Here is a 17,977-nt window from a genome sequence, read left to right on the forward strand (position 1 = left end):
AGTATATTAGGAATCAGCTTCGAGAAGACTATATGAGCGATCAACTGACATTATTCGAAGAATATGATCCGTTCACCGGACATAAGAACAAGAAAAAATAAACGATTCTTTTAGAATCAGTGAGTAATTGTGGTGCATAAGGGAAACCACTCAGTGGGCCTTTCAGGCCGAGGCCGGTAAGAGAGGCTTTCAGCGGCAGAGCAAACCACCAGTTCACACTGGTGGTTTTGATTTAGAGAACAAAGTTTGAATGTAAAATGAAAATTTACATTTTCTTCCTTAAATTTCTTCGTGGTATGTGGCTTTTAAATGGCTGTTTTGGTAAACTAGTAAGAGGTTAATAGTCTCTACTACGTGATTTTAAACGTTTATAGAAACAGGTCTATTAAACCAATCCTAAATTCAACAATATAATACACATCACAGGAGGGAATTGAGTGAAGACACCAGCTCAAAAAAGAAGAGATAAGAAAAAGTCCCATATCCCTTTCCGATTGAATTTACTCTTTTTTATTGTATTTTTACTTTTCTCTAGTTTGATACTTAGATTAGGTTACTTGCAGATTATTAGAGCAGATGAATTTCAGGCAGAAGTTGATCGGACAGAGAGAACCACGATCACTGGCAGTGTGCCACGTGGTGAAATATTTGATGCAAACTTGAGACGTCTGGTGGGGAATGAAGCAAGACACACCATTACCTACACGAGAGGGCGTAATGTTCCGGCTAGCCAGATGGCAGAAGTCGCTTATGATCTGGCTGACTATATTTCGATGCCTTCCGTTCCATTTTTTGCTGTCGATTCCGGCGCGGACTTAAGCAGACGTGATCTCCAGGATTACTTTATCGCAAGTAATCAGGACGTTATTCGTGAAAGAATGTCAGATGAAGAAATGACGATGGGTGGATCGGATGCCTATCAGGTTATGCTGAATTATGTAGATGACGCTGAACTGGAAGAACTGACGGAACGTGAGCTTGAAGCGGCTGCGATATTCAAGAAAATGAATGCCGCCTATGCATTGAGTACCGTCAATGTAAAAAACGAAGATGTCACGCATGAAGAAATTGCTCGTATCAGTGAAAATCTAGATAACTTGCCGGGTGTGGGAACCGGAACTGACTGGGTCAGAATGTATCCTGAAGGAGATATGCTGAGCAGTATATTAGGTACAGTATCGAGTGAAGATCAAGGAGTACCTGAGGATCGTTTGAGAACATATCTGGCTCAAGGGTACTCTAGAAATGATCGTGTCGGTTTAAGTCAAATCGAACGGCAATACGAATCCGTTCTTAGAGGATCAAAATCCCGTCTGGATACGGAAACGAACAGCCGTGGTGAGATTATAAATCAGATCGAACAGTATTCAGGTGAGAAGGGCGACAATCTGATTCTGACCATCGACATCGGTTTCCAGGAACAGGTCGAACAGATTGCGATCGACTCTTTAGCTCAACGACAAGGTCTTAACAACAGCATTTATATCGTGGCGATGGATCCAAGAAATGGTGATGTTCTGGCTCTAACAGGTAAAGAAATTCGTGACGGTGAAGTAAGAGACAATGCATTGGGAACCATCAACCAAAACTTTACTATGGGATCTTCAGTTAAAGGAGCAACCATACTAGCTAGCTATATGGAAGGCGTTCTTAACAGCAGCAACAATACGATCGTTGATACACCAATTCGTATAAGAGGCAGTAACCCTATCCGATCAGTCTTCAACCGGGGTAGCGGACGGATTCCAATGAATGACATTACTGCACTCGAGCGTTCTTCCAACGTCTATATGGCGAGACTGGCCATGCGTATGGGTGGAGTTTATGACTATACACCAGGTGGAGGGCTGCCGATTAACGGTGGAGAAGTCCTTGCCACCCAGCGTAAGTACTTTAACCAGTTCGGACTAGGCGTGCCAACAGGAATTGACCTACCATCGGAGTCAACAGGCTATCAAGGTCCGGGAACAGACGCAGCGGAAGCATTATTCTTTTCATTTGGTCAGTATGACACATACACTACAATGCAGTTGGCTCAGTACGTTTCAACCATTGCCAATGGCGGAACGCGTCTTGCTCCTCGACTAGTTTCAGAAATAAGAGAAACTGATTCCTCAAATGGACAAGTAGGTGCGTTGAAGACTGAAATAGAACCGAAAATATTAAACCATGTTGATGCAAGTGAAGAAGCAATGAGCAGGGTCCAGCAGGGGTTCTATCAGGCCGTAAACGGCAGCCAGGGAACAGCCCGAACGATCTTCTCGGGTACACCTTATGTGGTTGCTGGTAAAACGGGTACAGCCGAGACTTTCTACTGGGACGATGACCTAGGAAGAAACACTGTCTCTGTGACAAATCTGACTTTTGTCGGCTATGCACCGTACGACAATCCGGAAATAGCTGTAGCAGTCGTTGTACCGAATTTACCGAACGAGAATCGGACGAATCAGGAAAACCAGCGTGCGGCAAGAAGAGTATTTGATGCTTACTTCGGTGTAGGTGAATTTGAAGGCTCAGCTTCATATAATGAGGCAGAAGATATCAGCGATCTGGAAGAGAGTGCAGAAGAGATACAAGGTGAAGAGGAGTAAATTCTTTGCAGATGATCTTCCACCGAGATTATACAAATAAATTGAATACGCCAGCTTCTTTTCTTAAGAATTCGTAAAGGAAAGCAGCTGGCGTATATTTTATTATATCATTTCAAGGGGTTCAGTTACCTCTTGGAAGCAGACTAGAAATATGTGAAGCGTGATGGTGCAAAAAAAAGAAAGCCTGATTAATCAGACTTCCTTGTGAACTACCCACCACTTAAATCCTCCGGATTTTGAAGTGGGGGCTTCCTACGAACTCCATTCTTGTCTGCACAGGTTTCATGCAGACAGAGGAATCGGATATGGGTAGGCTCAAAAGGCAGTCCCTGCCTCATAGGTTTTCTTTTACTTGGCTAACGCCAAGGAATACTCAGTAGGCTTGGTTGTCGCCTATATAGACTTGGTTATCGTCTATATATAAAGTATACCAAATGAGAATGACATTAACCACTTCAAGCTATCGCTTGACCGAAATTCATCTCCCACTTTCACTGGTGCTTCGCACCCATACGCTTAGAAGTGGGAGACTTCTTTCGGAATTACGTTAAAAAGTTAAAACTTATTTAGTTTCGCGGTGCAAAGTAACTTTGCGTTCGCGTGGGCAATATTTTTTAACTTCCAAACGTTCTGTGTTATTACGTTTATTTTTAGATGTTAGGTAGTTGCGTTCTTTGCAGTCTGTACATTCTAATGTAACGTTTACTCGCATGATTGTCCCTCCCAATATTACTGTTTTGAAGGCTATCAAACATGATAGGTGTCTAGCCATTCGCCTTGACTAGAATACCATGATTCAGAAAAAAATGCCACTCTTTTTTGTTATATTCCCTTTTCAGACCCTAAAATACGTCAATTCTTTAAAGAAACAGCAGAGTGACTCAATGTGCTGATTTAAAGTTCAGTTTGTCTAGGAAGGCTTACATGGTTAATCAATTAGAATCATTTGAGATAAGATGAAAGATTTTCTTTGACATGGTAGTATAAATGACATAATGAAATCATTCATAGTAGAAAATAATATTGGCTTTTGAAACAGAGGTGAACTAATAAGAGGTGGGTCACAGGTATCTGGTGATAAAAAACAAAGTGGCAATTGACAATATAGACGAGTGTTCCTGATCGAACGTGCGGTTAATCAGAAGCTGCAGAAAGTGACAGATGACAATATCATTACTGAAGTCATTCAGTCTAGGGTTCATGATGAGGCACTAGTTGACGCGGTCACTGAAAAACTGGTTGACGAAAGAAACAGAAGAGATGACTAGCCAAAAATCATAGAGGAACTATCTGAAGAAGCTGATAATGAAATAGATCAATAAATCAGGAATAATAAAAGGCAGGTGTCAGTTTAACTGATATCTGTCTTTTTCGCTCCTCTCATTTCTTTGTTAAGAAAATGAAAATTTTATTGTCTTTCTTATAATGCATAAATATGATACTATTTTATAGGTCAACACAAATACAAGGGAGGGAAAACCATGGAAATGTGGATGATAGCCGGCTTGCTCCTGATTCTTTCTATCGCATTATTCATCTATTCACTTATAAAAAAAGAAGAGAAAGATGCAGCGTATAGAGAGCTTGAGAGTTTCTCACTGGCAGTCACTAAAACCGTTTACGACTTGAATCAAAGGATACATACTTTAGAAGCTCAGTTGAATGTGGATATAGAAGATGAGGAAAAGTCTGCACAAATGACTCGTCTAATGAAAGACAATACCATTACATTATTTACTAAAGGGGTAGCGACTCGAGAAATAGCCAGACAGCTTGATCTGTCTCAAAGTTCAGTTCAGGAAGTCATCAACGATTACATTACGGAAGGCATAAATGCCTGATGTAACAGGAGGGACACCATGTCAAAGAAGAATATTAGAATGCTCGCGACAGGTTTTCTCTTTTCTGCTGTATTGCTGCTCGTGCTTCAGTTTGCCGGACAAGGACAATCGGTCAGCAGCAGCAGTGAAGATGTCGAAGAACTTCAGGATGAAATACGGTATCTTGAAGAAGTAGCGACCGCGCTGGAACTTGAAAATGAACAGCTTGCAGCTGAGCTTGAAGAGATGAACAGCTCAATGGATGATCAAAATGAAGAATCAACGGATCTTGAAAATGAAGAAGCAGATACTGAAGAATCAGAGGAAGCCGAATCAGATGAGTCTGATCAGGAAAATGAAGCGGACGAAGTGGAAGAAAACGATGAAGAGCCACAAGATGTCACAGAATACACAGTCGTGATTCGCGAAGGAGAACCGAGTAGCGTCATTGCTTCACAGCTTCAAGCCCACGGATTAATCGAAGACGTTCATGCATTCAATAAACATCTGGAGGACAACAACCTGTTCAGACGTATCCGCCCAGGTCAGTACACAGTCCGATCTGATATGAATAGAGACCAGCTGGTGGAAGCAGTCATTCGTTAGATTTTGTATCTTATTATCTTTGAGGTAAAATTAACCTATCAAAGATAAAGGAGAGAATTACATGTCTGACACAGCAGTTATTTATATGTCCAACGGAAAAACGTATACAATAAGCAATTCTCCAGGGACTATAGCCAGTCAACTGGACAATAATGCCTCCGAATCTGATCTGCTCAGAAGTTTTGAACTGGTAAATGGAAAAAAAGTCTTTATCAATCCTGACCACGTGGTCGCTGTGGAAACAAGCGAACTGAGTAATATGGACACCTCCAGTCAGGATGAATTAACTGATGAACAGGATCAGGACCGTAAGGATGCGAACTTGAAAGCAGTTAAAGAGTTCAAAGATGATATCGACGGAAATATGGAATAAATTCATAAGTTAAGAGGAACAGCTGGTGCAGATGTTGCCGGGTGTGACTCTTAACTTTTTTTGTATGATTCAAATTGGTACACACAATGGAATATGCTATACTAAACTTAAAGATTTAAGGGAGCTAAAAATGTGAATTACCAGACTAAAATGAAACTTATGAGATGGAACAGAAAACCATTCATTACTTACGCTCTATTAGGTATAACCGGCTTTATGTATATTGTTCAGGAAGTCATGGGTGGGAGTACCAACCCTAGAGTTCTTGTGTTACTCGGTGCTAAAGTAAATGAACTGATCATACTGGGTGACTGGTACCGTCTCATAACACCAATGTTTCTTCATATTGGGATTACTCATCTCTTGTTTAATGTCCTGATTTTATATTTTCTTGGAATCCAGCTCGAAAGCATATTTGGACACTGGCGGTTCTTTCTCTTGTATTTATTCAGTGCAATCGCAGGAAATGCGGCAAGTTTCGCCTTTAATCAGAATATTTCCGCAGGTGCCAGTACAGCATTGTTCGGTCTCTTCGGCTCAACGCTGGTATTAGGTAAGCTTTTTCCATCAAATCCGCAGATCGGAGCGATGGCTAAGAATTTTTCTCTACTGATCGTTTTGAATCTGGTATTCGGCATTTTAAGCCCCGGGGTAGATATGGCTGGTCATGTCGGTGGGCTCCTGGGTGGATACCTTCTAGCTTATGCGTTGACCGCCCCAAGGGCCTGGGAGATAAATAAACAGAGGCAGTTTGTTTACGCGCTGATTTACGTTGGGGTAGTGGCAGTGCTTATCTTTATAGGCTATTCCCGTTTGGTTCCCATCACACGATTATTCAATTAACACTAAGGAGGAAGCAGTTTGGAAGATAAGAAAATCATAGGGATCGATCTTGGAGGGACTTCAGTTAAATTTGCCGTAGTGTCTACGGAAGGATCACTTCTGAATCAGTGGTCCATTCCTACAGACATCTCAGACCATGGCAGTCACATCACCCCTTCGATCATTGAGTCAGTACTGTCATTCATGAATGATCATGGTTATACTTCAAAAGATTTTATCGGTATCGGTATGGGGTCCCCAGGAACAGTGGATCGTCACGCAGGAACAGTTGTCGGTGCTTATAATCTGAATTGGGATCAAGTACAGCCAGTTAGAGAACAGATCGAGAACGCTACAGGTATTCCATTTTTCATTGATAACGATGCCAATGTCGCAGCTCTTGGCGAGCAGTGGCTCGGAGCAGGACATAATGAACCAAACGTTGTCTTTGTCACTCTAGGAACTGGAGTAGGTGGCGGCGTGATCATGAACAACCAGCTACTCCATGGAGCAAAAGGGGCAGCCGGTGAAATAGGACATATGACTGTTGACCGTAAAGGCTACGCTTGTACGTGCGGGAAGCTTGGCTGTCTTGAAACAGTAGCCAGTGCGACCGGTGTGGTCAGAGTGGCCAGAGACAGAGCGGATACCTATCGAGATTCGTCAAAATTGAAGGATCAGATCAAAGCTGGTGACTTAGTAGATACTAAGCGCATTATGGATGTCGCCAAGGAAGGCGATGCATTCGCAGTTTCTGTAGTAGATGAAATCAGTGATTACTTAGGATTAGCATGCGGAAACATCGCAAATCTATTGAATCCTTCAACCATTGTTATCGGAGGCGGTGTATCTAAGGCAGGCGAATTTCTTGCAGATAAGATCAGAGAACGTTTCAAGCTTTATGCATTCCCGACTATTCGAGAAGACACTCATATCAGAATTGCAGAATTAGGAAACGATGCAGGTGTCATAGGAGCGAGCTCACTGGTCTTAAATGAATCTGTATATAAGCATATAAGTGAATAATGTTCACGTAATGTGGTAAAATGGTTGTAACATAAACCACACAATGAGGTGAGCAGCATGTCAGATATAAAGGTATATTTAATAACCTTATGGGTCTTTTTAACATGCTGTTCACTTTTTTTATTTGCCTGCGGGTCTTCTTCAGATGGAAGTGTCAACGGCAGCAGCGAAACAGAAGAAATTGCTCATCCCATGGACCTTGACCCGGAACAGTTCCAGAAGAACATAGGCTGGCTGGATGACGAAACGCTTCTTATCCACAAAGGCTCCAATGCAAGCCACCAGTTCATGTCCTATAATATCTTTACTGGAGACTTTGAAGAGATATATGAAGAACATGCATATATTCTAAGTGTAGAAATAAGTCACACAAGAGACCAAATCCTATTTCAGGAAGTGACCGACGAAGCCATTTCTCTGAATGTCATGGATCTTTCCGGTAATATTCTTCATTCGACTCCGCTCCATTACAGCGGCTATGTGACTCTTAACTGGAATGCTGTTGATCCGGATCTAGTCTTCATTTCACACTATGATTATGATAGTAAAGAAGAAATGGAAACCATACTGGTTCAAGTGTGGAATACAGAAGAAGAGACGCTTACTCCAAAACCGATCGCTTCACTATATCCTAGATGGTACTCCTCCAATGTCTATGTCTATGTGGATGAACTGGAAGGTAGGGACCTCTACATTGGAGATATGAGAGAGGAAAACGGAGACATGGTAATCAGTCGAGATGCCCGTGACTTTTTCCTGCATCAGGATACCTTCATAGGTATCGTTCCTTCCGACATTAACGACCATCAAGTCTATCTTTTTCATGAATACCCATTTCTTATAGGAGGTAATGTTATTACAGCACCTAAAGTCTTGTTGAATGATCAGCCCGTCAAACCACATTTGACGCAGTCTAATCGGAACGGAAAAGTTCTGGCTGTTTTAGCTGATGAGCCAGTGATTCTAGAAGAAGAATTAGGCACGTACACGCTCTCTCAGCTGGATTTTGAAAACGAAACTGTTGAGGAGATCATTCCGTTACCGTATGATGCACCGATTTGTCTTTCACCAGATGAGAATTACGTGTTGTACGGCTGGCGGTACGAATACCTTATCGAACTGGACACAGGGGATATGCATTCACTGGTGGACATTTCTTCCTGAAAATACAGACTGGAATTTTGCTTGATATTACGGTAAAATAGAAGGTGATAAGCGTACAGAGAGGGAGTTATTTTTGGATAATTGGACAATCGTAACAATCATATTATGGATCGGAATCATTGCCTGGGGAATCTGGGAACTGGTTCAGTATTTCAGAAGAAAGAATGCAGCGACAGCGCTGGAGAATGATGAATTCAAGCAGGACATGCGTAAAGCCCAGATTGTTGACGTTCGTGGTAAAGACGACTTTGATGCTGGCCATATTCTTGGCGCACGCAACATTCCGTATATGCAGATGAAGCAGCGTGCTGGTGAACTGCGTAAGGATCAACCGATCTATCTTTATGATGACAAAAAGACAATGAGCTACCGAGCTGCTTTGCTGCTTAAGAAAAATGGGTACGATAACCTATTTGTTCTGAAAGACGGCTACGAGAAATGGGACGGTAAAATCAAACGCAAAAAGCCTATCAAGTGACAAATAAGGAAATCGGACTTGAACTCACTTGGGCAAAGTGATACATTTTAATATGACAAATCAAGGAAATCGCTCAGGATTTCCTTTTTTTTATAAGCAAAATCACAGATGACACTGTGTCATAACACAAAGGAGCAGACCGTGTATATTAGACGAACAAAATGGGGGAGAAAAGCTGTCTTTCTCATTACAAAACAGTTGGACAGGCGCGATAATAATGAAGTGCCTTACTGGATGGTGTATACAGCACTATTTGCCGGATCTCTGATGGTCATAATGAACCAGACGGCAATAAAGACTGCTCTTCCGACTATGATAAATGATTTGAATGTGTCTCCTTCGATTGGTCAATGGACCGTTTCCGGTTACACACTGGTCAAAGGAATCATGGTGCCGATCACAGCGTTTGCCATGAACAAGTTCAGATCGAGGAACCTTTTCGTATTAATGATGATCATCTTCGGCGCTGGGTCATTTATAGCCGGAATTGGCATCAACTTTGCAGTTGTGCTTTTTGGTACGATCCTGCAGGGAGTCGGTGCTGGAATGGTCATTCCTCTTATGCAGACAATCATTCTAACTGTATCACCGCCTGAAAAACGGGGGAGCGCCCTGGGACTGATGGGAGTAGTTTTAGGACTGGGTCCTACACTAGGTCCTGCTTTAGGTGGATGGATTGTTGATACTTTGTCATGGCACTTTATCTTTTACGGTCTTTCTATTGGCTCGGCAGCAGTCATCCCTATATCTATCTTGACCCTGACAGATGTTCTACCTATGAGTGACCCGAGGATAGACTGGGTATCAATTAGACATTCTCTGATCGGATTCGGAATCCTTCTCTTTGGACTGTCGTTCATGGGTTCACAAGGATTCGATTCGATCGTAGCCTGGGTGTCGGTGGTTATCGGAAGTCTCTTTATTTATCTGTTTATCAGACGCAATCTTCACAGCCCCGAACCGATGCTGAATGTTTCCTTGTTTAAAAACAGGACCTTCAGCCTTGCAGTAATCATCACTATGCTGGGACTCATGGTTATTACAGGCATATCAAACGTCATGCCGATGTACATCCAGACTGTACTTGGTCGTTCGGCTACTCTGTCAGGCCTTATTCTCCTTCCTGGAGGAATGTTCAAAGCATTCATCTCGCCAGTAACCGGACGTATTTACGACAAGTACGGGGTAGCTAAGATTGCGCCTCTAGGGGGACTGGCCTTATTTGCTGGAACAGCTCTTTTAGTATTTGTCAAACAAGATACATCGATCTGGTATATTGTGGCTGTATATTTGCTGCTGTCCATAGGCTTTGGCGTTTTCAATATTCCGGTTACAACGGCTGGGATGAACGCTCTGCCCGATGATCAGATGGGGCACGGGACTTCTGCCCGGCAGACAGTGAGACAGATCGGCTCGAGTTTTGCCATTACACTCGTCTTTGCTTCAATGTCCATCGTCTCAGCCTTTGCAAATACACCAACTCTCGAAGCAGCTGAAGCAGGAGGAGCTAAGCCAAACTTGACAATTGAAGGAATTAGAGGCGGATTTGGTATGGTTACCGTCCTGGCTCTGGCTGCCTTTGTTCTTACTTTCTTCCTGAGAGAAAAAACAGTCAGACGAAAATAAAAAAGAACGTAAACACATGTGACTATCCGGAAGAGATAACCAATATGTGTTGACGTTCTTTGTTTTATTTCTGAAGTGAATTGACAATAATAGCAGCAGTTTCTTCAATTGACTTGGTGGCCACATTGATGACCTGGCAATTAAGCTTCTTATATAATTCATCAGCATATTTAATTTCTTTTCGAATACGATTTTTATCTGAATACGGCGTGTCCGGCTGCATGCCATATGAAATCATGCGCTCTCTTCGAATATTGGACAGCATCTCTTCATCATTAGTCAGGCCGACGATTTTATTTGAATCGACCTGCCATATTTCTTTAGGTAATGTAGATTCAGGAAGTAAGGGTAAGTTGGCCACTTTATAATTCTGATTTGCCAGAAAAATGCTGAGCGGAGTTTTTGATGTTCTAGAAATACCTAAAATGACAATATCAGCCTCAAGAAAACCTTTGGGATCTTTCCCGTCATCATACTTGACTGCAAATTCCAGTGCACCGATCCGGTAAAAATATTTGTCATCAAGTTTATGCTTGGCGCCTGGCTTATGCGTTGGCAGAGCATTAGACCGCAAAGTCAATTCATTGATCAGAGGATTGATCACGTCGAAACAGGTCAGACCATTTTCAAGACAAAAGTCTTCTATAATATCGACCAGTTCGGGGTTAACCAAGGTATGCAGAACGATAGCATCAATTTCTTTTGCACTTTCCAGGATAGTTTTCAGCTGATCTTCCTGTCTGATAAAAGGGAAGTTCTTCAGATCGAATGCTACTTCAGGAAACTGGGCTCTTGCCGCATAATATATATTGCTTGCTGTACCTCCTACAGAATCCGACAAAACAAAAACTGTTGCAGCGGGTTTTCCATTCATAATGATCAGTCCTTCCGAGAAGTTTATATATTCAGTATAATGCATTCGATCATAAAATTGTACAAAAAATGTTCCTTGAAAAATTAGACATTTCCGATATACTGAAAGATAGAAATTAGAAAAGGAAGCGATTCTGTTGACAGCTTTTGAACAAGCCGTTAGAACACTGAAACGGAATGGTTACAAGACGACAGGGAAAAGACAGCGAATACTGGAAATTCTATATAACAAAAAAAAGTATATGTCTGCTAAAGAAGTCCAGGATCACTTGAAAGAAATGTTCCCGGGCATAAGTCCTGACACTATTTACCGCAATCTTCACACATTTGTAGAATTGTCCGTTGTTGAAGAGACAGAACTGAACGGGGAAAAACTATTTCGTTCCAGCTGTGATGTACACGGACATCACCATCATTTTATCTGTACCGAATGCGGGCAGACGCGTGAACTTGAGATGTGCCCGATGGATATGTTCCAGGGGCAGCTACCAGGTTGTGAAGTCACATCTCATCGATTTGAATTGTTTGGAAAATGTGCAGACTGCTGTGTCGCCGTCTGATCATCAGAGTATAGTGAGTGAGAGTGTTTACATTTTGTCCATATTTAATTTTGGGCATGGTGTTGACGCTCTCTCTTTATTTGTATATAATGATTAATGAATTGTTATTATGTGCAAGTGCATAATCAACAGTTACATCATTTATTGATAGGGAAGACCAATTGTGACTAATATGATTTTACAAAGCAATAGGAACGCCCTGAACGTACGAGGGGAGGGGAACAACGTTGACTAAAACAGATATCAAAAAAGGTGAAAGTCTTGATGATGCTCTTCGTCGTTTCAAACGTTCCGTATCTAAAACGGGTACATTGAAAGAAGCCCGTAAACGTGAGTACTATGAAAAGCCTAGTGTTAAACGTAAAAAGAAATCTGAGGAAGCACGCAAGCGTAAATTCTAATAGAGCACCTATATTATTAAAGTTTATATCTCATATAGAAGGTGATTAGATGGCTCGTCTTGATGAATTGAATCAAGAGATGAAAATCGCGATGAAAGCAAAAGATAAAGAAAAGTTATCTACTATTCGTATGTTGAAATCTGCCTTACAGACCGAACAGATCAATAAGGGAGAAGAACTGACAGAAGAAGACGAATTGACCGTTCTTTCTCGTGAGAAAAAACAGCGTGTCGAATCTTTAAATGAGTTCAAAGCGGCCGGTCGTGATGACCTGGTTCTTAAACTCGAAAGAGAAATTGAAATCGTCGATGACTATTTGCCGGCTCAGTTAAGCGAAGAAGAAGTTCGTGAAATCGTGCAGGACACGGTCAAACAGACTGGCGCATCCTCAATGAAGGATATGGGAAAAGTCATGGGTGCTTTGATGCCTAAAGTAAAAGGTAAAGCTGACGGCAATCTGGTCAGCTCCATCGTCAAAGAAGAACTGAATAAATAATAGAAAGTACCGCAGCTGTGGGGACATCTCGTCTCCAGTCATCTGCGGTCTTTTTATAGCTGAAATATATACACATAGTTGTGGTCACACCTTATCTTGATGATATAAGTGTACTTATATGATTTTATCAGTGAAATTTTTTGCGCAAAATCGTTAGCTTTTCAACTCCAGCTGGACTCCTGTCCGAGTTCCGGTGCAATCGCCATAGCGCCTTAACTCAAATGGAAATCCTATCCGAGTTCCGGTGCAATCGCCATAGCGCCTTAACTCAATTGGAAACCCTGTCCGAGTTCCGGTGCAATCGCCATAGCGCCTTAACTCAAATGGAAATCCTGTCCGAGTTCCGGTGCAATCGCCATAGCCCCTTAACTCAAATGGAAATTCTGTCCGAGTTCCGGTGCAATCGCCATAGCGCCTTAACTCAAATGGAAATTCTGTCCGAGTTCCGATGCAATCGCGATAGCGCCTTAACTCAAATGGAAATCTTGTCCGAGTTCCGGTGCAATCCAAGTAGTGGCTCAGCACATAACTTCCAAAAAAACAGACCAACCATGTCATCAAAATCCCCCTCATATTGCAACACTTTTCACCAACTTTATAGAGATTTTAATGTTTTTATGCTATGATTTAATGGAATACCGTTAATAAGAAGGAGATGTCACCTGGTTGACTGAATCAATCGAAAAAAGACGTATAGAACTTGAAGATTCTGAGAGATTATTTACACTTTTTGGTCCTCAGAATAGTCATTTGAATTTAATAGAAGAAGAACTGGACGTATCGATCAATAGTCGAGGCACTCAAATGGACGTTCAAGGCACCCCTGAAGCAATCAGTCAGGTAGAAGCGCTGTTTGAACAGCTGCTGACTCTTGATGACAAAGGGATCAAAGTAAAAAAAGCAGATATTATTTCCGCTATCAGGATGGTTAAACAGGGAAAACTGTCTCAGTTTGTCAGAATGTACGAAGAAGAGATCACTAGAGATAAAGATGGTAAAGCGATTCGAGTGAAAAACGTCGGCCAGCGCGATTATGTCGAGTCGATCAAGAAGAACGATATCGTCTTCGGCATCGGTCCGGCCGGAACAGGAAAAACGTTCATTGCTGTTGCAATGGCAGTGGCCGCCATGAGAAAAGGGGATGTGAAACGTATTATCATTACCCGCCCGGCGGTTGAAGCTGGAGAGAATCTTGGATTTCTACCTGGAGATCTTAAGGAAAAAGTCGATCCGTATCTGAGACCACTGTATGATGCCTTGTATACCGTCTTTGGCACCGAACATACGAATCGTCTGATCGAAAGAGAAACGATCGAGGTCGCACCTCTGGCATACATGAGAGGCCGTACGCTGGATGATGCCTTCATTATTCTTGATGAGGCTCAGAATACGACTGTGCAGCAGATGAAAATGTTCCTGACTCGTCTGGGGTTCAATTCCAAGATGGTCATCAATGGAGACATCACCCAAGTCGATCTGCCGAGACGGACGACAAGCGGTCTGATCCATGCTGAACGTGTACTGACTGGAGTTAAAGGAATTGGTCATATCAAATTTGAAGCTGAAGATGTTATCAGACATCCACTGGTCGCAAAAGTGATCAGAGCTTACGACAATGAAACGGATAGGGAAGATTATGGAAACGATAATTTACGATGAAACAGATAAAATCACTGAAGATATGGCAGACTGTATCGAGGATCTGCTGAACGTTGCTGCAAAGAAATTATCTGTAGAGAAGAATGCAGAAGTGTCGATTACAGTGGTATCTAATGAAAAGATCAGAGAGATCAACAGAGAATACCGGGATAAAGATAAAGTGACTGATGTCATCAGTTTTGCAATTGAAGATGATGAAGATGATCTACTGAAAGAGTTCGATATGGAAGGCATCACCATTCCTAGAGATCTGGGAGATATATTCATATCATATGAGAAAGCGGTAGAACAGGCTGAAGAATACGGTCATTCTGTAGAAAGAGAGCTTGGTTTCCTGATGGTCCATGGTTTTCTTCACCTTAACGGGTACGATCATATGACAGACGAAGATGAAAAGAGAATGTTTGCACTACAAGAGGAGATATTGAAGGAATATGGTCTTAAAAGATAAGGAAGAACAAATCCCACAGAAAAACAGGGCCTATCGTGATTCGTTCAAGTTTGCTTTCATGGGTATCCGGACAGCCTTTCACGAGGAACGAAACATGCGTGTGCATGTTCTGACCGGTGTAGCCGTGCTGATGATTGGTCTTGTGCTGCCCATGACCAGAGCTGAATGGCTGTGGCTTATTCTAGTGTCTTACCTTGTTTTTGTAATGGAACTTATCAATACAGTAGTTGAAAATGTTGTAGACCTGGTTACAGAAGAGTACCATCCTATAGCAAAAAAAGTTAAGGACATGGCAGCAGCCGTCGTACTGGTGACTGCCTCCTTTGCAGCACTGGTCGGTGCAATCATACTGCTGCCAAAAATCTTACAAATACTGATGTGAAGAGGCGAATAATATGGATGAACAAAGAAGACAGACTTTAATTAAAGAAGCAACGGATATGCTCGATAAAGCATATGTCCCATATTCAAAATTTCCGGTAGGAGCCGCATTGTCTACTAAGGACGGACAAATTTTTACTGGCTGCAATATTGAAAATGCGTCTTACCCTCTTACGAACTGTGCAGAGCGCACGGCCATGTTTAAAGCAGTATCTGAGGGACAGAGGTCATTTGACTACTTAGTCGTAACAGGAAACACTGAAGGACCTATCTCACCATGCGGCGCATGCAGACAGGTGCTCGTTGAATTCTGTGAGCCGGATATGCCGGTTCTGCTGACGAATAAAAAAGGAAAAGTGAAGGAGACAACAGTGTCGGAACTGCTGCCCGGAGCTTTTCAATCGGGGGATATGGTGTGACTAATACAAACGAAGAACAGTTTAAATCTGGTTTTGTCTCTCTGGTGGGACGACCAAATGTAGGAAAATCAACGCTCTTGAATCGGATGATCGGACAGAAAATTGCCATTATGAGTGACAAAGCTCAGACTACACGAAACAAGGTGCAGGGTATCGTGACAACAAAATCTGATCAGATCGTATTTATTGACACGCCGGGTATTCACAAGCCGAAGCACCGTCTGGGTGACTTTATGGTAAAAACTGCCATGAGTACCTTCAATGAAGTGGATGTGGTTATGTTTTTAGTGAATGTAACCGAAAAAAGAGGACCGGGAGACGATTTTATCATCGACAAGCTGAAAACTGTCGAAAGCCCAGTATTTCTTGTGCTGAATAAAATTGATCAGATCCATCCGGATGAACTGCTGCCGATCATTGAAGACTATAACAGTCAGATGACTTTTGCGGAAATCGTACCCATATCAGCTACTGAAGGAAACAATGTTGATCGCCTGATGGAGACAGTAAGAAGCTATTTACCTGAAGGGCCACAGTTCTATCCTGAAGACCAGGTCAGTGATCACCCGGAATACTTTATTGTATCCGAACTGATTCGTGAAAAAGTTCTCGAAAGAACAAGAGAAGAAATTCCCCATTCGATTGCTGTTGTCGTTGACAGTATGCAGCGTGAAGATAATGAAAAAGTTGTCGTGAACGCTACGATCATTGTAGAAAGAAAATCCCAGAAAGGGATCATCATCGGCAAGCAGGGGAAAATGCTTAAAGATATTGGAATGAATGCCCGAAAAGACATCGAACGTCTGTTGGGGGATAAGATTTATCTTGATCTGTGGGTCAAAGTTCAGAATGACTGGCGTGACAAGCAGCAGCATCTGAACGATTACGGTTATAATAGAGACCAGTACTAATTAAGTTGATTAAGAAGGTGACCGAGTGTCTCAGTTAGAAGAAGTTGAAGGCCTAGTCCTGTCTGTCAGGAAGCACAGAGAACGGGATTACCTGGTCAAGCTGTTTACTGACCGATACGGAAAGCTCATGTTTTTTGTACGAGGGACAAAGAATCCTAACTTTAAACTGCGGTCTGCCATTCAGCCTTTTGCAAGAGCAAGTTTTATTGCAGATATCAGAAGCGAAGGGCTGAGCTTTATTCGGGATGCAAAAAATGTGCAGTCTTACACCTCTGTTCAGACAGATATTTTCAAGACGGCTTATGCGACCTATATCGCTCAACTCGCAGATGCAGCGCTTGAAGACCGTAAGGCAGACCCTCTTTTGTTTGAACAGCTTCTGACTGGAATGGATAAATTCGAAGAAGATTTTGATCCGGAAATCATCATGAATATTTTTGAAGTCCGTTTCCTAAGGTACTTTGGGGTCATGTCTGAGCTGAGAGGCTGTATCTTCTGCGGATTGACGGATGGACCGTTTGACTACTCAAGCAGACACCATGGGCTGCTGTGTCCAAAGCATTTTCATGAAGATGAACGGCGGCTGCATGCGTCTCCCAAGGCGATTCATTTCATTCGCCTGTTTTCTGTTGTATCGTTTGACAAGATTAATACTATATCTTTAAAGCAGGAGACTAAAACTGAGATTCAGAGAGTGATCGACATTCTCTATGACGAACTGGTCGGATTGAATCTTAAAAGCAAACGATTTATCAAAAAAATGCATCAGTGGGAGAATCTGCTTAAACGTGAGGAAGATTAAATGAATGAATGGATCGGACGGACAGCTATTATTTTTCTAGCCTGGGTCGGGATTCTTTATCAGCTGGTCCAGATTAGACGCATTACTTTACCCCATCGACTGGCCAATCTGCTTGCGGAACATAAACCGAAAGTTAATGTAGTAAAAGAGAATTAGCATGCATTATCGAACAAGATTTGGTTTGACAATTTTAACGTAATTCCGAAAGAAGTCTCCCACTTCTAAGCGTATGGGTGCGAAGCACCAGTGAAAGTGGGAGATGAATTTCGGTCAAGCGATAGCTTGAAGTGGTAAATGTCGTTCTCATTTGGTATGCTTTGTGTATAGATGATAACCAAGTCTATATCTAGGCGACAACCAAGCCTACTGAGTATTCCTTGGCGTTAGCCAAGTAAAAGAAAACCTATGAGGCAGGGACTGCCTTTTGAGCCTACCCATATCCGATTCCTCTGTCTGCATGAAATCTGTGCAGACAAGAATGGAGTTCGTAGGAAGCCCCCACTTCAAAATCCGGAGGA

The 17,977-nt window shown here is 42.2% G+C and carries 21 protein-coding genes and 1 pseudogene; 20 read left to right on the plus strand and 2 right to left on the minus strand.

Annotation, left to right across the window (positions count from 1 at the left end; translation table 11 throughout):
- A pseudogene (locus tag ACYQ4S_RS01655) lies at positions 1-101 on the plus strand (IS200/IS605 family transposase); the annotation flags it as partial.
- 336 nt (positions 102-437) lie between these two features.
- Positions 438-2,591 (plus strand): peptidoglycan D,D-transpeptidase FtsI family protein, encoded by a 2,154-nt coding sequence (locus ACYQ4S_RS01660; protein WP_459768921.1) that lies wholly within the window; start codon positions 438-440, stop codon positions 2,589-2,591.
- A 562-nt stretch (positions 2,592-3,153) separates the two neighbouring features.
- On the opposite strand, the gene rpmG is transcribed toward ACYQ4S_RS01660, so the two are convergent.
- Positions 3,154-3,303: a 50S ribosomal protein L33 gene (rpmG, locus tag ACYQ4S_RS01665; protein WP_091263938.1), complete on the minus strand. Its 150-nt coding sequence runs from the start codon at positions 3,301-3,303 to the stop codon at positions 3,154-3,156.
- Positions 3,304-4,072: 769 nt separating this feature from the next.
- Between rpmG and ACYQ4S_RS01670 the strand changes: the two genes are divergently transcribed.
- From ACYQ4S_RS01670 to ACYQ4S_RS01705, 8 genes are all read left to right on the plus strand, one after another.
- A complete protein-coding gene (locus ACYQ4S_RS01670; protein WP_346024444.1) occupies positions 4,073-4,432 on the plus strand; it encodes a helix-turn-helix domain-containing protein in 360 nt (119 codons plus the stop codon).
- Positions 4,433-4,450: 18 nt separating this feature from the next.
- The gene (locus ACYQ4S_RS01675; protein WP_346024443.1) at positions 4,451-5,017 is read left to right on the plus strand and encodes a hypothetical protein; all 567 of its coding nucleotides are present in this window, start codon (positions 4,451-4,453) and stop codon (positions 5,015-5,017) included.
- A 61-nt stretch (positions 5,018-5,078) separates the two neighbouring features.
- Positions 5,079-5,390 (plus strand): hypothetical protein, encoded by a 312-nt coding sequence (locus tag ACYQ4S_RS01680; RefSeq protein WP_459768923.1) that lies wholly within the window; start codon positions 5,079-5,081, stop codon positions 5,388-5,390.
- 132 nt (positions 5,391-5,522) lie between these two features.
- Complete coding sequence (locus ACYQ4S_RS01685) at positions 5,523-6,233, plus strand: rhomboid family intramembrane serine protease (RefSeq protein WP_459768925.1); 711 nt, start codon at positions 5,523-5,525, stop codon at positions 6,231-6,233.
- A gap of 18 nt (positions 6,234-6,251) precedes the next feature.
- Entirely contained in the window at positions 6,252-7,238 is a 987-nt protein-coding gene (locus ACYQ4S_RS01690) for an ROK family glucokinase (RefSeq protein ID WP_459768927.1), read from the plus strand.
- A gap of 57 nt (positions 7,239-7,295) precedes the next feature.
- The gene (locus ACYQ4S_RS01695) at positions 7,296-8,402 is read left to right on the plus strand and encodes a YqgU-like beta propeller domain-containing protein (RefSeq protein WP_459768928.1); all 1,107 of its coding nucleotides are present in this window, start codon (positions 7,296-7,298) and stop codon (positions 8,400-8,402) included.
- A gap of 73 nt (positions 8,403-8,475) precedes the next feature.
- Complete coding sequence (locus tag ACYQ4S_RS01700) at positions 8,476-8,880, plus strand: rhodanese-like domain-containing protein (protein WP_346024438.1); 405 nt, start codon at positions 8,476-8,478, stop codon at positions 8,878-8,880.
- A gap of 141 nt (positions 8,881-9,021) precedes the next feature.
- Complete coding sequence (locus ACYQ4S_RS01705) at positions 9,022-10,506, plus strand: MDR family MFS transporter (RefSeq protein ID WP_459768930.1); 1,485 nt, start codon at positions 9,022-9,024, stop codon at positions 10,504-10,506.
- A gap of 64 nt (positions 10,507-10,570) precedes the next feature.
- Here ACYQ4S_RS01705 and ACYQ4S_RS01710 read toward each other — a convergent pair whose 3' ends face one another.
- Entirely contained in the window at positions 10,571-11,380 is an 810-nt protein-coding gene (locus tag ACYQ4S_RS01710) for a pyruvate, water dikinase regulatory protein (RefSeq protein WP_459768932.1), read from the minus strand.
- 136 nt (positions 11,381-11,516) lie between these two features.
- Between ACYQ4S_RS01710 and ACYQ4S_RS01715 the strand changes: the two genes are divergently transcribed.
- The 10 genes from ACYQ4S_RS01715 to ACYQ4S_RS01760 all read left to right on the plus strand — a co-directional run bounded on the left by ACYQ4S_RS01715 (position 11,517) and on the right by ACYQ4S_RS01760 (position 17,615).
- The gene (locus tag ACYQ4S_RS01715; protein ID WP_346024436.1) at positions 11,517-11,939 is read left to right on the plus strand and encodes a Fur family transcriptional regulator; all 423 of its coding nucleotides are present in this window, start codon (positions 11,517-11,519) and stop codon (positions 11,937-11,939) included.
- A 227-nt stretch (positions 11,940-12,166) separates the two neighbouring features.
- On the plus strand, positions 12,167-12,340 hold the full coding sequence (gene rpsU / locus ACYQ4S_RS01720; protein ID WP_091263960.1) for a 30S ribosomal protein S21: 174 nt from the start codon (positions 12,167-12,169) through the stop codon (positions 12,338-12,340).
- 49 nt (positions 12,341-12,389) lie between these two features.
- Positions 12,390-12,836, plus strand: coding sequence for a GatB/YqeY domain-containing protein (locus ACYQ4S_RS01725; protein WP_346024435.1), 447 nt, complete (start codon positions 12,390-12,392; stop codon positions 12,834-12,836).
- A gap of 666 nt (positions 12,837-13,502) precedes the next feature.
- A complete protein-coding gene (locus ACYQ4S_RS01730; RefSeq protein ID WP_346024434.1) occupies positions 13,503-14,495 on the plus strand; it encodes a PhoH family protein in 993 nt (330 codons plus the stop codon).
- On the plus strand, positions 14,473-14,946 hold the full coding sequence (ybeY, locus tag ACYQ4S_RS01735; protein WP_346024433.1) for an rRNA maturation RNase YbeY: 474 nt from the start codon (positions 14,473-14,475) through the stop codon (positions 14,944-14,946). The genes ACYQ4S_RS01730 and ybeY overlap by 23 nt, the downstream gene beginning before the upstream one ends.
- Complete coding sequence (locus ACYQ4S_RS01740) at positions 14,930-15,328, plus strand: diacylglycerol kinase family protein (protein WP_346024432.1); 399 nt, start codon at positions 14,930-14,932, stop codon at positions 15,326-15,328. Before ybeY ends, ACYQ4S_RS01740 begins: the two co-directional genes overlap by 17 nt.
- 13 nt (positions 15,329-15,341) lie before the next feature.
- Positions 15,342-15,746: a cytidine deaminase gene (locus ACYQ4S_RS01745; protein ID WP_459768936.1), complete on the plus strand. Its 405-nt coding sequence runs from the start codon at positions 15,342-15,344 to the stop codon at positions 15,744-15,746.
- Complete coding sequence (gene era / locus ACYQ4S_RS01750) at positions 15,743-16,657, plus strand: GTPase Era (RefSeq protein ID WP_459768938.1); 915 nt, start codon at positions 15,743-15,745, stop codon at positions 16,655-16,657. Before ACYQ4S_RS01745 ends, era begins: the two co-directional genes overlap by 4 nt.
- Before the next feature lie 25 nt (positions 16,658-16,682).
- Entirely contained in the window at positions 16,683-17,459 is a 777-nt protein-coding gene (gene recO, locus ACYQ4S_RS01755) for a DNA repair protein RecO (RefSeq protein WP_346024429.1), read from the plus strand.
- Positions 17,460-17,615, plus strand: coding sequence for a hypothetical protein (locus ACYQ4S_RS01760; protein ID WP_459768940.1), 156 nt, complete (start codon positions 17,460-17,462; stop codon positions 17,613-17,615).
- The last annotated feature ends 362 nt before the right edge of the window (positions 17,616-17,977 follow it).

The sequence above is a fragment of the Alkalibacterium sp. s-m-28 genome, from assembly GCF_054658175.1.

What these genes read in the sequence shown, in the direction of transcription:
- ACYQ4S_RS01680 (WP_459768923.1), top strand. Translation starts at nt 5,079, where the DNA reads ATGTCTGACACAGCAGTTATTTATATGTCCAACGGAAAAACGTATACA.
- ACYQ4S_RS01740 (WP_346024432.1), top strand. Translation starts at nt 14,930, where the DNA reads ATGGTCTTAAAAGATAAGGAAGAACAAATCCCACAGAAAAACAGGGCC.
- ybeY (WP_346024433.1), top strand. Translation starts at nt 14,473, where the DNA reads ATGGAAACGATAATTTACGATGAAACAGATAAAATCACTGAAGATATG.
- ACYQ4S_RS01675 (WP_346024443.1), top strand. Translation starts at nt 4,451, where the DNA reads ATGTCAAAGAAGAATATTAGAATGCTCGCGACAGGTTTTCTCTTTTCT.
- ACYQ4S_RS01745 (WP_459768936.1), top strand. Translation starts at nt 15,342, where the DNA reads ATGGATGAACAAAGAAGACAGACTTTAATTAAAGAAGCAACGGATATG.
- ACYQ4S_RS01760 (WP_459768940.1), top strand. Translation starts at nt 17,460, where the DNA reads ATGAATGAATGGATCGGACGGACAGCTATTATTTTTCTAGCCTGGGTC.
- rpmG (WP_091263938.1), bottom strand. Translation starts at nt 3,303, where the DNA reads ATGCGAGTAAACGTTACATTAGAATGTACAGACTGCAAAGAACGCAAC.
- ACYQ4S_RS01710 (WP_459768932.1), bottom strand. Translation starts at nt 11,380, where the DNA reads ATGAATGGAAAACCCGCTGCAACAGTTTTTGTTTTGTCGGATTCTGTA.
- ACYQ4S_RS01695 (WP_459768928.1), top strand. Translation starts at nt 7,296, where the DNA reads ATGTCAGATATAAAGGTATATTTAATAACCTTATGGGTCTTTTTAACA.
- ACYQ4S_RS01670 (WP_346024444.1), top strand. Translation starts at nt 4,073, where the DNA reads ATGGAAATGTGGATGATAGCCGGCTTGCTCCTGATTCTTTCTATCGCA.
- ACYQ4S_RS01725 (WP_346024435.1), top strand. Translation starts at nt 12,390, where the DNA reads ATGGCTCGTCTTGATGAATTGAATCAAGAGATGAAAATCGCGATGAAA.